This window comes from Streptomyces sp. NPDC017095, from assembly GCF_044332325.1.
GTDB lineage: Bacteria > Actinomycetota > Actinomycetes > Streptomycetales > Streptomycetaceae > Streptomyces.
The window spans coordinates 321,585-336,022 of the sequence record NZ_JBIROU010000009.1 but is presented as its reverse complement, the minus strand read 5'-3'; the positions used below and the strand labels follow the sequence as shown (position 1 = coordinate 336,022).

Here is a 14,438-nt window from a genome sequence, read left to right as displayed (position 1 = left end):
GGGGCGGTTCAGCCGGCGAACCAGCGCACCGGGCGCGGGGCGAGGTTCTGGTAGACGTGCTTGGTCTCGCGGTACTCGGCGAGTCCGGCGGGGCCGAGTTCGCGTCCGGTGCCGCTCCTGCCGAAGCCGCCCCACTCCGCCTGCGGCAGGTAGGGGTGGAAGTCGTTGATCCAGACGGTGCCGTGGCGCAGCCGGGACGCCACCCGGCGGGCCCTCGCGGTGTCCGCGCTCCAGACGGCGCCGGCGAGGCCGTACTCGGTGTCGTTGGCGAGCCGGACGGCCTCCTCCTCGGTGCGGAAGGTCTCGACGGTGAGGACCGGGCCGAAGACCTCCTCGCGGACGACCTTCATGTCACGATGGCAGGCGTCGAGGACGGTCGGCTCGTAGAAGTAGCCGGACGCGGGGCGCTCGGGCGCCGGGCCGGGCCGCCTGCCCCCGCAGCGCAGCACCGCGCCCTCGGCGAGCGCGGAGGCGACGTACGCCTCCACCTTCTCGCGCTGTGCCGCGGAGACGAGCGGGCCGCACTCGACGCCGTCCTCGGTGCCCCGGCCGAGGCGGATCCGCCGGGCGCGGTCGGCGAGTTCGGTGACGAAGCGGTCCCGGACGGACTCCTCCACGATGAGGCGGGCGCCGGCCGAGCAGACCTGGCCGCTGTGGATGAAGGCCGCGTTCAGGGCCTGGTCCACGGCCGTGTCGAAGCCCTCGTCGGTGGCGCAGACGTCGGCGAAGACGACGTTGGGGTTCTTGCCGCCGAGTTCGAGGGCGACCTTCTTGACGGTGGGCGCGGCGGCCTGGGCGACCTTGACGCCGCTGGTCAGGCCGCCGGTGAAGGAGACCAGGTCGACGTCGGGGTGCTCGGCGAGCCGGGCGCCGACGCTGTGGCCGGGTCCGGTGACGAGGTTGGCGACGCCCGGCGGCAGGCCGGCCTCGGTCAGCAGGCCGATCAGCGCGATGGTGGTCATCGGGGTGATCTCGCTGGGCTTGACCACGAAGGTGTTGCCGGCGGCGAGCGCCGGGGCGATCTTCCAACTGGCCTGGAGCAGCGGGTAGTTCCAGGGGGTGATCAGCGCGCAGACGCCGACGGGTTCGTGGACGACCACGCTGTGGATCTCCGCGGAGCCCGCGTCGACCACCCGGCCGGGAGCCTCGGCGGCGACGAGGTCGGCGAAGTAGCGGAAGGCGTCGGCGACGCAGTCGATGTCGACGCGCCCCTCCTCGACGGTCTTGCCCGCGTCCCGGCTCTCCAGCAGGCCGAGTTCCTCGCGGTCGCGCGCCAGGAGAGCGGCGACGCGGCGCAGCAGGGCGGCACGTTCGGCGGCCGGGGTGTGCGGCCAGGGGCCGTGGTCGAAGGCGTGCCGGGCGGCGGTCACCGCGCGATCGGCGTCCTGCGCGTCGCCCTCCGCAACCACGGCGAACGGCCGGGCGTCCGCCGGATCGAGGATCTCCCGGGTCGCGCCGGAGACCGCTTCCCGCCACTCGCCGTCCGCGTGGATGGTCGCCCGGCCGTGCCGTTCGGTTCTGTCCGCCATCTCGGTATCGCCTTCCGTTCCTGTTCCGTGCCCCTGTGTCACCCAGGTGTCACGCTCGGGGACCGTCGCCGCCTGCCCAGAGCGCCGGTTTCGCATGCGCAATCGATGGCGGAAAGTGCGCGGGGTCACGGAAAACGCCGGTGATAGCGGACAAAGAGGAAGTGCGCCGCGCTCGTCGCGGCGGCCGGGGAAGCACGCCGTGGGGGGCCGGGCCCTACCGCTTGCCGAACGCCGTCAGGGTGCCTTCGGCGCCGGGTACGAAGAGCCGGCCCTTGGCCGTGGCGATGCCGGGCACGACGAACCCGCGCCAGTCGTCCTCGGCGAGGATCGGCGACATGGGCGGCGGCGCGGGGTAACGCCGGTACGACCAGACGGTCTTGCCGGTCGTCCGGTCGAGCACGACGAGCCGGCCGTCGGCGTCCTCGACGTACACGTAGCCGCCCGCCACGAGACGCACGGTGGCCGCGCCGACGGAGCTGGTGTAGGTCCAGGCGGCCTTGTAGGTGCTGGTGCTGTAGGCCCTGACCTTGCCGCGGTACGCCACGTACACCCGGCCGGGGCCGAAGGCCGGGGTCGCGTCCGCGGGCAGTTTCCGCACGGCGGCGCCGGTCTTGCGGTCGTAGGCGGTGACCGACTCGTCGCCGTAGTCGCTGCTGCGCATCCAGGCCGCGCCGGCGCCCAGCGCGACCGGGTTGCCGTAGGCGCCCGAGACGTCGGGCACCCGGAAGCGGTGCAGTTCGGCACCGGTCCTGCGGTCGAGGTGGTGCCAGGCGACGCCGTCGAAGCCGATCCACACACCGGAGGCGTCGACGACGGTGGGCGCCCAGGAGTACTGCGACAGGGGCGCCTTCCACACCCGGGCGCCGGTGTCGGCGCGCAGGGCGAACGCGGTGCCGCGGCCGTCCTGGAGGTAGAGCAGGCCGCCGTACCAGACGGGCGGGTACTGCATCGAGGCCGAGTCGAGGGTCACCGACCAGATCCGCCGTCCGGTGGCCGGGTTCCAGGCGGCGATCGTGCCGCGCGAGGTCTGCGTGTAGAGCAGGCCGCCCCCGTACGACACCCCGGCCCCGGTCTCGTTCTTCTCCAGGGAGACGGCCGGCCACAGGTCCTTGCCGGTGCCGGCCCGGAGCCCGACGAGCATCATGCGCGGGCCGCCCTCGGTGCCGTCGTCCGCGTTCACGACGGCGTACACCTTGTCGCCGACCGCGACCGGCGCGGAGACGACGGTCCCGAAGTCCCGGCTCCACAGCTTCCGGTACGGCGGTGCCGCCGTGGCCCCGGCGACGAGGCCGTCCGCCCGGCCGTCGGCGCGGTAGCCGAGCGTCGCGTCCGTCAGCTCGGCCGCGGTGGCGGTCCGGCCCGGCACAAAGGTGGCCGCCTGGGGCGAACCGGTGAAGGCCAGCGCCATGACGGCGGCGACCCCGGCGACGCCAAGTCTTCTGCGAGTACGGCGAGTTGACGCTCCCATGGAAGTACCCCCTGATCGACGGTCGGCCCGGTCGGACGACCACCACCCGATACCCCCACGGCACCCTCACATGCGCGCGGAGCCCGCCGCTTCCTCCCCCAGCAGCTCCCGTACGCAGCGGCGCAGCCAGGCGTGGGCCGGGTCGGCGTCGTGCCGGGGATGCCAGGCGAGCCCGACCGTCATCGCGGGCAGCGGGAGCGGGATGTCGAAGACGACCAGCCCGAGGGCGTCGGCCAGCGGCCGGCTCCACCGGCTGATCAGCCCGATCAGGTCGGTCTCGCGCAGCACGAACAGCGAGGCCGGGTAGCTGCCGACGCTGCCCACCACCTCGCGTTCCAGGCCGAGTTGTCCGAGGGCGTCGTCGATCGGTCCGTGCTGCCGGCCGCGCCGGGAGACGCTCAGGTGCCCGGCCGTCCGGGCGAACCGCTCGGGGGTCAACTCTCCCCGCAGCAGCGGGTGTCCGGCCCGTACGACGCCCAGCATGCGGTCCTCGCGCACGGTCTCCACCCGCACCTCGGGCGCGGCCGAGTCGATCACGCCGATCTCCAGGTCGGCGGTGCCCTGGCGCAGGAACGGACCGTCCACGTGGCTCTCGGACAGGAAGCGCAGGCGGATGCCGGGCGCCTCGCGCGCGGCGCGGGCGAGGAGGGCCGCGCCGAGGGTGGCGGCCGTCGCGTCGTGACCGAGGAGCGTGAAGGTGCGGGTCACCGTGCGCAGGTCGGTGTCGCGGCCGGGCGCGAACAGGGCGCGGGCCCGCTCCACCACGGCGCTCACCTCGGCGCGTACGGCCAGCGCGTGCGGGGTCGGCACCATCCGGCGGCCGGCGCGGACCAGCACGGGGTCGCCGAGCGCCTTGCGGATCCGGCCGAGGGTGCGGCTCATCGCGGGCTCGGACAGGTGCAGCCGCCGGGCGGCGCCCCGCACGCTCTCCTCCTCCAGCAGCACGTCCAGCGCGAGCAGCAGATTCAGGTCCAGGCCCGTGGATTGCGTCATGTGCAGGTATTCCTTGCGAAGGTTGCACTGGAAGGCAGGTCGGTGGCGAGCCTACGGTGAGGACGCATCCCGCCACCACCCACCAGCTCCCGGGAGGAGCCGTGCCCGCGCACGCCCTGAACCGCCCCGTCCTGCTCACGCTGTGCGCCTGTGTCCTGGTCGCGCAGAGCATGGTCGCCGCCGTCAACCTGCTGCTGCCGCAGCTCGTGTCCTCCGGCCTGCACCCCTCGCACACCCAGTTGCTGTGGACGGTCGACGCCTATGTCATCGTCTTCGCCGGCCTGCTGATCCCGGCCGGCGCGCTCGGTGACCGCTACGGCCGCAAGGGCGCCCTGCTCGCCGGTCTGGCCCTGTTCGCCGGGGGCGCCGCGGCCGGCGCGCTGGCGTCCGGTCCGGCGGTGCTGATCGCGGGCCGGGCCCTGTCCGGCGCCGGGGCCGCGCTGATCACCCCGGCGACGATGTCGGTCCTGGTGCACCTGGCCGGGCCCGAGCGCCGCGCCCAGGCGATGGCGTCCTGGACACTGGCCCTCGGTCTCGGCGGCCTGGCGGGCAACCTGGGCGGCGGTCTGGCCGGCCAGTTCCTGTCCTGGCGGGCGCTGTTCGCCGCGATGGTGCCGCTGGCCGCCGTCCTCGCCGCCGCCGTCGCGGTGACCGTCCCGCGCACCGCCCGCTCCGCGCACGGCGGCCCGGACCCGGCCGGCACCCTGCTGCTCACCGCCGGCCTGGTCGCGGTGCTGTCCGGCATCATCGAGGGCCCCGGCCGCGGCTGGACCTCGGTGCGCGTCCTGGCCGCGTTCACGGCGGGCGCCCTGCTGCTGACCGCGTTCACCGCGCGCGCCCTGCGCTCGTCCGCCCCGCTGTTCGACCCGCGCGTCTTCCGCTCCGGCGCCCTGCGCGCGACCACGCTCGGCCTGGCGACGGGCTTCTTCGGCCTGTTCGCGCTGTTCTTCGTCAACGCGCGGTACCTCCAGGAGGTCAAGGGCTTCGGCCCGGCGGTGACGGGGGTCGCGATCGTGCCGCTGATCGTCGGGATGGCCCTGGTGCCGAAGCTCGCGGCGCGCTGGTCGGCGCGGCCGCGGCCGGTGATCGGCACCGGGCTGGGGCTCGTCGGCGCCGGTCTGCTGGCCGCGTCCACCGCGGACGCGCACACGCCCTACCCGCTGTACGCCTGCTGGCTGCTGGTCATCTCGGCGGGCGCCGGCCTGGCCATGCCGGCGCTCACGCTGGGCGTGGTGCTCTGCCTGCCGCCGCACCAGGCGGGCCTCGGCTCCGGTCTCGGCACCTCGGCCCGGGAGACCGGCGCCGCGCTCGGTGTCGCCGTCGCCGGCACCGCGTTGGCCGGGCACACCGGCTTCGCGAGCGGTATGGGACCGGCGCTGCGGGTGGTGGGGGTGACGGTGCTGGTAGCCACCGCCGTGGTCGTCGCGGGGTACCGGGACTCCGGTGCGCGTCCGGGCCGTCCGGCCGCGCGGGCCGCGGCGACGAGGGAACCGGTGGGCTGAACCGGCGCGCGGAGGGCGCCGGAAACGACGAGGTCCCCTCCCGCGTGCTGCGGGAGGGGACCTCGTGTGCGGAGCGCCGGGCAGGCCTTGCACCTGCATCTCCCCGCAGGAAGCGGGGCGTCTTTCCTTGGACCACCAACGCATCACCTGGTGCCGTTTCCGGCGGCCGGTGCGTGATCAACTATAGCGCACCGGCGCCGGTGTCACACCACGTCAGCTCAGATGAGGCCGAGACCGCGGACCGCCTCGCGCTCCTCCGCCAGCTCCTGGACGGAGGCGTCGATGCGGGCGCGGGAGAACTCGTTGATGTCCAGGCCCTGGACGATCTCGTACGTGCCGTCCTTGCAGACGACCGGGAAGGAGGAGATGAGGCCCTCCGGGACGCCGTAGGAGCCGTCCGACGGGATGCCCATGGACGTCCAGTCACCCTCGGCGGTGCCGTTGACCCAGGTGTGGACGTGGTCGATGGCGGCGTTCGCGGCGGAGGCGGCGGAGGACGCGCCACGGGCCTCGATGATCGCGGCACCGCGCTTGGCGACGGTCGGGATGAAGTCCTCGGCCAGCCACTTCTCGTCGTTCACGGCCTCGGCGGCGTTCTTGCCGGCCACGGTGGCGTGGAAGATGTCCGGGTACTGGGTGGCGGAGTGGTTGCCCCAGATGGTCAGCCGCTTGATGTCGGCGACCGTGGTGCCCGTCTTCTTCGCGAGCTGGGTGAGCGCGCGGTTGTGGTCCAGGCGGGTCATCGCGGTGAAGCGCTCGGCCGGGACGTCCGGCGCGGCGGCCTGCGCGATGAGCGCGTTGGTGTTGGCCGGGTTGCCGACGACGAGCACCTTGATGTCGTCCGCGGCGTGGTCGTTGATGGCCTTGCCCTGCGGCTTGAAGATGCCGCCGTTGGCCTCCAGCAGGTCACCGCGCTCCATGCCCTTGGTGCGCGGCCGGGCGCCTACCAGCAGGGCCACGTTGGCGCCGTCGAAGGCGACGTTCGGGTCGTCCGTGATGTCGATGCCCTGGAGCAGCGGGAAGGCGCAGTCGTCCAGCTCCATCGCGGTGCCCTCGGCGGCCTTGAGCGCCGGCGTGATCTCCAGGAGGCGGAGGCGGACCGGCACGTCCGCGCCGAGCAGCTGGCCGGAGGCGATGCGGAAGAGCAGGGCGTAACCGATCTGGCCGGCCGCGCCGGTGACGGTGACGTTCACGGGAGTGCGGGTCATGGCGTTCTCCGTATGACAGCTGGCGGTGGGGCGTCCCTGCCCCGGGCGGATGATCGATCTCTTGGCATCAAGAGAGATCCAGCGGTCAGGCTATCGCGCATCCGACAGGCCGGACGTCCGGGGCCGTGTGGCTCACCCCACAAGGGGATCACCCGGACGTACCGGCCCGCCGGCGCCGGAAAAAGAGGGGGGCGGCCGTCCGGGTCAGGGAGAGGAGGGACCGGGGACGGCCGCCGTGGGGGCCGGGGTACCGGACTCCCGTGGGGGTACGTTTCGTGTGCCCCGGATCGGCGGCGTTATGCGCGCGTACCGGAATCGGCTCTTCTTTTTTTCTCCCCGGCATCTGCCCCGGCGCCGCATCCCCGTCTCCCCGCCGCCGCGCGCCGCGCCTCGCCCCCGTCTCCCCGCCGCCGCGCGCCGCCCGTCACTCCGTGCAGCCGGACTGGCCCGAGGCCAGCGTGGCGCACGCCCTGGCCTGCGCCGGGCTGCGTACGACGACCATCGGGGTGTACCCGATCGTGTCCCCCGCCGCGGTGATGTCGCCGCTCTGCCGCTCCTTGCCCGCGGTGACCCGCACGGTGTCGCCCGGCGCCCCGCTGGTGATGCGGCCCCAGGCCGTGCCGCAGACCTTGCTGTAGCGGACCTCCAGGGTGGTGGTGCCCACGGTGGCGGTCTTGGCGGTGGTCACCAGGTCCCCGCTGCACCCCATGGCCTCGGCGTCCTGGCCGGCGCAGGCGGACCCGGCGCACTTGACGCCGGGCGGCAGGCTGGTCCGGGCGGAGGCCGAGGGGGTGGGCCGTCCGGCGGCCTTCCCCTGGTCGTCGCCGCCCCGGTGGGTGAAGAAGACGACCCCGCCGATGAGGACGAGCACACCGACCAGGCCCGCGAGGAACATCGTCAGCTGCTGCCGGCGCGCGGACCAGCGCTCCCCCGGCTCCGGGCGCTGCGGCGCGGGCCGTACGGTCCCGGCTGCCGGGGTGCCCTGCGTCCGGGCCGGGCGGGCGGGGGTGTCGGGGCCGGCGGACGGCGCGGCGAGGGCGGCGGCCGGGGTGGCGGGGGTGGCGGCCGGGGTGGACGCCGAGGTGTCCGGGCGGGCGGCGGGCCGGGGCACCGGGCGGGCGCTCGCCGTGGACGGGCCCCGGTAACCGGCCAGTCCCCAGGAGTTCTTGACGGGCGTGTCCGCCGACGGCTGGGCGGGGATGACCCCGGTCGCGGGCACGGCCGGCGGTGCTCCGGAGACACCCGCGGTCCCCGGCACGGCGCTGTCACCGCCCGTCCCGGCCCGCCGGGCGGCTCCCGCGCCCTTGGTGACGAGCCGGGCCGCCCCGGTCCCCGCCTCCGTGCCGGCCGCCGGTTCCGCCGCCGTCGCCACGTCCCCGAGCGCCGCCCGGGATGCGGCGGCGCGCAGCGCGTCCCGGGTGCTGTCCTGCCGTACCTCCGCCCGGGTCCAGGCGCGTTCGGCCAGCTCCCACAGGGTGGTCAGCGGGCCGGGCGGGGCGCCGGCGGCCTCGGCGAGCGCGATGACCGCGCCCTTGGGCGCCAGCAGCCGGCCGCTCAGGTACCGCTCCCAGGACGACGCGCCGTAGCCCGTCCGGCCGGCCAGTTCGGCGACGGACAGTCCGCTGCGGTCCACGAGTTGCCGGAGCCGGCCGGTGAACTCCTCGATCCGCGGGTCCAGATCGTCCGGCAAGGCGTTCCAACGAGGCATGGGTCTTCCCTCTTCCCCCGGTCGTGCTGTCGATCTCGCGCGGCTCCCCGGCCACCCAACGGGACCGCGCCGGCCCAAGGATCCCAGTTCCCGGGGCCGGCCGCACCCGAGCGGGAGCCGCGCCGGGCGCCGGGAGGTACGGCGGTGGCCCGCGTCCCCGGAGGGAGGGCGGGCCACCGGTCGTGCGGGGTGCGCTACTTGGCGAGTGTGAAGTGCAGGATGTCCTTCAGGAACGGCAGTTTCAGCAGCGGGTCGGGCTGGATCATCAGGGCGAGCAGGACGATCACCAGGCCCAGGACGCCGTAGGTCACGATGTCCGTGAAGCGGGAGCGTACGGCGAGCATGCCGACGTCCGGCCGCAGCCAGCGCAGCACCGCGCCGGTCAGCAGCGCGGCGCCGACGATCAGCGTCCCCGGGCGGAACGCGTCCAGCGCGGTCACCAGCAGGCCGAGCGCCACCAGGCCGACCACGGTGAGCAGGGGCCACTGCCGGGCGGGCGCCGGAGCGTCGCCGGCCGCGGCCCGGCCGCCGCCCTCCGGCCGGGCGGTGTCCCTGGTGAAGAGCGGGAAGCGGCGGGTGACGCGGCGCGGACGCCCCTCGGCGTCCGGCGCGCTGACCGCGTCGCGGACGGTCGGCTCCGCCTGCCCGCGGACGTCCTCAGCCGGCACTGCGCTCCGCCGCCTCGACCACGTTGACCAGCAGCTGCGCCCGGGTCATCGGGCCGACACCGCCGGGGTTCGGGGAGATCCAGCCGGCCACCTCGGTCACGTCCGGGTGGACGTCGCCGACGATCCGGCCCTCCGCGTTGCGGGAGACGCCGACGTCCAGCACGGCCGCGCCCGGCTTGACGTCCTCGGCGCGGATCAGGTGCGGCGAGCCGGCCGCCGCGACGATGATGTCGGCGCGCTTGAGGTGGGCGGAGAGGTCCCGGGTGCCGGTGTGGCACTGGGTGACGGTGGCGTTCTCGCTGCGGCGGGTGAGCAGCAGCGGCATCGGACGGCCGATGGTGACACCGCGGCCGACGACCACCACCTCGGCGCCCTTGATCTCCACGCCGTGGCGGCGGAGCAGGGTGAGGATGCCGTTCGGGGTGCAGGGCAGCGGGGCGGGCTCGTTCAGGACGAGGCGGCCGAGGTTCATCGGGTGCAGGCCGTCGGCGTCCTTGGCCGGGTCCATCAGCTCCAGGATGCGGTTCTCGTCGATGCCCCTGGGCAGCGGCAGCTGGACGATGTAGCCGGTGCAGGCCGGGTCCTCGTTCAGCTCGCGGACGACCGCCTCGATCTCCTCCTGGGTGGCGGTGGCCGGCAACTCGCGCTGGATGGAGGCGATGCCCACCTGGGCGCAGTCGCGGTGCTTGCCGGCGACGTACTTCTGGCTGCCGGGGTCGTCCCCGACGAGGATCGTGCCGAGGCCGGGCGTGACGCCCTTCTCCTTCAGCGCCGCCACGCGGGCGGTCAGATCGGACTTGATCGCGGCTGCGGTGGCCTTGCCATCGAGAATCTGGGCGGTCATGCCCCCATCCTCGCGGATGACCCGGCCCCGGTTCCAATCCGGGTGTCACGGCTTGATCAGTGATGTTGCACTTGCACAACACCTGACGTATCCGGCTGGACAAGTAAGAGGCTGTTAAAGAACGATGAGCGCACAGTGCCGCGGGCAGTACCGGGGGGACGGACCGCATCTGTAGAACTTCTCCTCCGAATGTGCCGCGCGTCGTCCCCGCACTTGAGCAACGCAGACGGAGGAACACCGCCATGAGCTTCGGCGACCCGAACAACCCGTACGGCCCGCCGCAGGGCCAGCAGCCGGGCTACCCGCCGCAGCAGCCGCAGGGCCAGCCCGGCTACGGCTATCCCGCCGCCCCGCAGGGCCAGCAGCCGGGCTACGGCTACCCGGCCGCGCCCCCGGTGCAGCAGCCGTACGGCTACGGCGTGCCGATGGAGATGCCGGGCCTGATCAAGACCGCGCGGGTGCTGCTGTTCATCCTGGCGGGCTTCCAGTACCTGGCCGGTCTGTTCCTCGGCATCGCCGCCGGCGCCACGCAGGACGTCTCCAACGGCTTCGGCTCGGGTGACGACACCAGCACGGCCACCGGCGCGCTGATCGCGTTCGCGCTGCTGATGCTGGCGCTGGGCACCCTGTCCATCTTCCTCGGCGTGAAGTTCAAGAAGGGCGGCGGCGGCATCCGCGTCACGACGATCGTGTACGCGTCCCTGCTGCTGCTCGGCAGCCTGGTCAACATCGTGAACGGCGGCGGCGGTTCGGGGACCTTCGGCGGCATCATCTCGCTGGCGTTCGGCGGCATCATCCTGGCGTCGATGGTCAACAGCTCGGCCTCGGCCTGGTTCAAGCGCCCGCGGTACTGATTGCGGCACACGCACGCGTGGTCCCGCCCGTCGGACGACGGGCGGGACCACGCGTGTGTACGGACCGCTCGGGATCAGTGGAAGAAGTGGCGGGTGCCGGTGAAGTACATGGTCACGCCCGCCTCCTTGGCGGCCGCCACGACCTGCTCGTCCCGGATCGAGCCGCCCGGCTGGACGATCGCCCGGACACCGGCGTCGATCAGGATCTGCGGTCCGTCGGGGAACGGGAAGAAGGCGTCGGAGGCCGCGTACGCGCCCCGGGCCCGCTCCTCGCCGGCCCGCTCGACGGCCAGCTTGCAGGAGTCGACGCGGTTGACCTGGCCCATGCCGACACCGACCGACGCGCCGTCCTTGGCGAGCAGGATCGCGTTGGACTTCACGGCACGGCACGCCTTCCAGGCGAAGGCCAGCTCCCTCAGCTCCGCCTCGGACAGCGCCTCACCACTGGCCAGCGTCCAGCCGGCCGGGTCGTCGCCCTCGGCCTGGAGCCGGTCGGCGACCTGGAGCAGCGCGCCGCCGTCGACCGGCTTGACCTCGACGGTCTGGGCCGGGCCGGACGGGCAGCGCAGCACCCGGATGTTCTTCTTCTTGGTGAGGGCCTCCAGCGCGCCCTCCTCGTAGTCCGGGGCCACGATGACCTCGGTGAAGATCTCGGCGACCTGCTCGGCCAGCTCCTTGCTGACCGGCCGGTTCACGGCGATCACACCGCCGTACGCGGAGACCGGGTCGCAGGCGTGCGCCTTGCGGTGCGCCTCGGCGACGTCCGCGCCCACCGCGATGCCGCAGGGGTTGGCGTGCTTGATGATCGCGACGCAGGGCTCGGCGTGGTCGTACGCGGCACGGCGGGCGGCGTCCGTGTCCGTGTAGTTGTTGTACGACATCTCCTTGCCGTGCAGCTGCTCGGCCTCGGCGAGCCCGCCGGTGCCGTCGACGTACAGGGCGGCGTTCTGGTGCGGGTTCTCGCCGTAGCGCAGGGTGTTCTTGCGCTGGTAGGCGACGCCCACGAACTCCGGGAAGCCGGAGTCGTCGGCGGGCGCGTACGACGAGGCGAACCAGGAGGAGACCGCGAGGTCGTACTCGGCGGTGTGCCGGAACGCCTCGGCGGCCAGCCGCTTGCGCGCGCCGAGGTCGAAGCCGCCGTCGCGCACCGCGGCGAGCACGTCGGCGTACCGCTCCGGGCTGGTGACCACGGCCACGGACGGGTGGTTCTTGGCGGCGGCGCGGACCATGGAGGGGCCGCCGATGTCGATCTGCTCCACGCACTCGTCGGGCGAGGCGCCGGAGGCGACGGTCTCCCGGAACGGGTAGAGGTTGACCACGACCAGGTCGAACGGCTCCACGCCCAGCTCGGCGAGCTGCGCGCGGTGGCTGTCCAGGCGCAGGTCGGCGAGGATGCCCGCGTGCACCTTCGGGTGCAGGGTCTTCACCCGGCCGTCCAGGCACTCGGGGAAGCCGGTCAGCTCCTCGACCTTGGTGACGGGGACGCCGGCGGCGGCGATCCGGCCTGCCGTGGAGCCGGTCGAGACCAGTTCCACACCGGCCTCGTGCAGCCCGCGGGCCAGCTCCTCCAGACCGGTCTTGTCGTAGACGCTGACGAGCGCGCGACGGATGGCCCGCTTGTTGCTCTCGGCGGTCACTGGATAACTACCTTTCGTCCCTCAATGCGATAGCCGTTGCGGGCGAGCCGCCCCACGACCTCGACGAGCAGCCTTCGCTCGACGTCCTTGATGCGCTCGTGCAGCGCGCTCTCGTCGTCCTCGTCCCGGACCTCGACCACGCCCTGAGCGATGATCGGCCCGGTGTCGACGCCGTCGTCGACGAAGTGGACGGTGCAGCCGGTGACCTTGGCGCCGTACGCGAGCGCGTCACGGACGCCGTGGGCGCCGGGAAAACTGGGCAGCAGGGCCGGGTGGGTGTTGACGAACCGGCCGCCGAACCGGGCCAGGAACTCCTTGCCCACGATCTTCATGAACCCGGCGGAGACCACGAGGTCGGGCGCGTGCGCGGCGACGGCCTCGGCGAGGGCCGCGTCCCACTCCTCGCGGGTGCCGTGGTCCTTCACCTTGCACACGAAGGTGGTGATCCCGGCGCGCTCGGCCCGGGCCAGTCCCTCGATGCCCTCGCGGTCGGCGCCCACGGCCACGACCTCGGCGCCGTACGCCTCGGGGCCGGCGGCGGCGATCTCGTCCAGCAGCGCCTGCAGATTGGTGCCGGAGCCGGAGACCAGCACGACGAGGCGCTTGGCAGCCGGGCCGGCGGAGGTGGCGGCCACGATGGGGCCCTTTCTCGGGTGGCGATCCGTGGTGCGGCCGTTTGTACAGTCGTACAAATGCTTCGCGACCCCGGATACGGGGAAGTCTACGAAGCGGCCGGCCGTCAGCAACGATACCGGCACTCAGGACGGGCCCCTCGGGACGGGTGGCCGGCCGGAAGGTAGCGTTCGCGGGGAATCACGAAAGAGCAACCTCGGGAACGCGGTCGTCGTGCGGTGCGTTCACGGGGTGGAAAGCTCACGTCGGACTGACGCACGTCACCTAGGGGAAGACGCTCTTTTGATGCCCGATCGCAGCCTGCGACTCCTCACGTTCCCGCCGCGCCCGGCCCAGGGAGGCGAGCGTGGCGCCGCACTGCTGCGGGAGCGCCCCTCCTCCCCGCCGGCGGGAAGCCCACGGGGCGGCCCCGACGGCTCGGGGCAGGGCGGCTCCGGGCACGGGGACGGCTCGGGGCGGAACGGCTCCGGGCGGGGTGCGGGTGCGGCCGGGCCGGACGGGTCCGGGCGCGGTACCGGTGCGCCCGGGGCGGGCGGTTCCGGGCCGGGCGGTGAGCGCCAGGACGACAATCCGTTCGCGCCGCCGCCGGAGGGCACTCCGGACCAGCCGTGGCGGCCTCGCCATCCCGGCGGCCCGGCGGGTCCCGGGCACGGCGCGGGTCCCGGGTACGGCGCGGGTCCCGGGTACGGGCCCTGGCAGGGCTCCGGTGGAGGCCAGGGGCAGGGACAGCAGGGTTCCGGTGCGGGGCAGGGTGGTGCCGGGCAGGGTGGTCCCGGGCAGGGTCCGGGGCACGGCCCGAGTCAGGGACAGGGTCCCGGGGGTTATACGCCCTGGGGCAGTCAGTGGAGCGATCAGCAGCCCGGCCGCTCCCCCGGCGGCTTCGGCGAGCGGCCGGGCGGCGGCCCGCAGGGTCCCGGCGGGCCCACCGGTCCGCCGGCCCGCTGGGACCCGGCCGACCCGGCCCAGCGCCGCGCGCGGTACGCCCTGCTCTCCGGCATGTGGTCCGTCTTCTTCGCCCTGTTCAGCTGGCCGTACGTGGCCCTGCTGCTGGGTGCCCTGGCCCTGTACTGGGGCAGCAGCGCGCTGCGCGCCAAGCCGCGCCGCCCGGCCCCGGACGCACCGGCGGCTCCCGCAGCGGCCCCCGCGCCCCCGGCGGCCCCCGCACCTCCGGCGCCCCCGGCCGGCCGGCCCCACACGACGGCGGCCGTCGGCGGCCTGGTCACGGCGTCCCTCGCGCTGGTCCTGGTGGCGTCGTCCTTCACCGTCCAGCTCGTCTACCGCGACTACTACACCTGCGTCAGCGACGCCCTCACCCACGAGGCCAAGCAGTCCTGCGACAGCCTGCTGCCGCACGAGCTGCGGGGCGTGCTGGGCGGCCAGGACGGCTGACGCCG

Annotated in this window: 12 protein-coding genes; 3 read left to right on the top strand and 9 right to left on the bottom strand. The window is 74.1% G+C overall.

Going from position 1 to position 14,438, the window contains the following annotated elements:
• Positions 1-8: 8 nt before the first annotated feature.
• The 3 genes from ACH4OA_RS20495 to ACH4OA_RS20485 form a co-directional block, all read right to left on the bottom strand.
• On the bottom strand, positions 9-1,529 hold the full coding sequence (locus ACH4OA_RS20495; protein ID WP_397946661.1) for an aldehyde dehydrogenase family protein: 1,521 nt from the start codon (positions 1,527-1,529) through the stop codon (positions 9-11).
• Between the two features lie 214 nt (positions 1,530-1,743).
• The gene (locus ACH4OA_RS20490; RefSeq protein WP_397970065.1) at positions 1,744-2,997 is read right to left on the bottom strand and encodes a PQQ-binding-like beta-propeller repeat protein; all 1,254 of its coding nucleotides are present in this window, start codon (positions 2,995-2,997) and stop codon (positions 1,744-1,746) included.
• Between the two features lie 66 nt (positions 2,998-3,063).
• On the bottom strand, positions 3,064-3,990 hold the full coding sequence (locus tag ACH4OA_RS20485) for a LysR family transcriptional regulator (RefSeq protein ID WP_397946663.1): 927 nt from the start codon (positions 3,988-3,990) through the stop codon (positions 3,064-3,066).
• 101 nt (positions 3,991-4,091) lie between these two features.
• Between ACH4OA_RS20485 and ACH4OA_RS20480 the strand changes: the two genes are divergently transcribed.
• Positions 4,092-5,492, top strand: a complete 1,401-nt coding sequence (locus ACH4OA_RS20480) for an MFS transporter (RefSeq protein WP_397970114.1) — start codon at positions 4,092-4,094, stop codon at positions 5,490-5,492.
• Between the two features lie 218 nt (positions 5,493-5,710).
• Here the strand turns inward: ACH4OA_RS20480 and ACH4OA_RS20475 are convergent, their stop codons facing one another.
• The 4 genes from ACH4OA_RS20475 to ACH4OA_RS20460 all read right to left on the bottom strand — a co-directional run bounded on the left by ACH4OA_RS20475 (position 5,711) and on the right by ACH4OA_RS20460 (position 9,920).
• Complete coding sequence (locus ACH4OA_RS20475; RefSeq protein ID WP_397938168.1) at positions 5,711-6,700, bottom strand: malate dehydrogenase; 990 nt, start codon at positions 6,698-6,700, stop codon at positions 5,711-5,713.
• Positions 6,701-7,124: 424 nt separating this feature from the next.
• Complete coding sequence (locus tag ACH4OA_RS20470) at positions 7,125-8,408, bottom strand: DUF2690 domain-containing protein (RefSeq protein WP_397970063.1); 1,284 nt, start codon at positions 8,406-8,408, stop codon at positions 7,125-7,127.
• 194 nt (positions 8,409-8,602) lie between these two features.
• Positions 8,603-9,076, bottom strand: coding sequence for a DUF3017 domain-containing protein (locus tag ACH4OA_RS20465; protein WP_397970061.1), 474 nt, complete (start codon positions 9,074-9,076; stop codon positions 8,603-8,605).
• On the bottom strand, positions 9,066-9,920 hold the full coding sequence (locus ACH4OA_RS20460) for a bifunctional methylenetetrahydrofolate dehydrogenase/methenyltetrahydrofolate cyclohydrolase (protein WP_365876117.1): 855 nt from the start codon (positions 9,918-9,920) through the stop codon (positions 9,066-9,068). The genes ACH4OA_RS20465 and ACH4OA_RS20460 overlap by 11 nt, the downstream gene beginning before the upstream one ends.
• 242 nt (positions 9,921-10,162) lie before the next feature.
• Here ACH4OA_RS20460 and ACH4OA_RS20455 point away from each other — a divergent pair, with 242 nt between their 5' ends.
• Entirely contained in the window at positions 10,163-10,774 is a 612-nt protein-coding gene (locus tag ACH4OA_RS20455; RefSeq protein ID WP_397938174.1) for a hypothetical protein, read from the top strand.
• Between the two features lie 74 nt (positions 10,775-10,848).
• Here the strand turns inward: ACH4OA_RS20455 and purH are convergent, their stop codons facing one another.
• Complete coding sequence (gene purH, locus ACH4OA_RS20450) at positions 10,849-12,411, bottom strand: bifunctional phosphoribosylaminoimidazolecarboxamide formyltransferase/IMP cyclohydrolase (protein ID WP_397970059.1); 1,563 nt, start codon at positions 12,409-12,411, stop codon at positions 10,849-10,851.
• On the bottom strand, positions 12,408-13,046 hold the full coding sequence (gene purN, locus ACH4OA_RS20445; RefSeq protein ID WP_365884142.1) for a phosphoribosylglycinamide formyltransferase: 639 nt from the start codon (positions 13,044-13,046) through the stop codon (positions 12,408-12,410). Before purN ends, purH begins: the two co-directional genes overlap by 4 nt.
• A gap of 283 nt (positions 13,047-13,329) precedes the next feature.
• On the opposite strand from purN, the gene ACH4OA_RS20440 reads away from it, so the two are divergent.
• Entirely contained in the window at positions 13,330-14,433 is a 1,104-nt protein-coding gene (locus ACH4OA_RS20440; protein ID WP_397970058.1) for a hypothetical protein, read from the top strand.
• Positions 14,434-14,438: the final 5 nt, after the last annotated feature.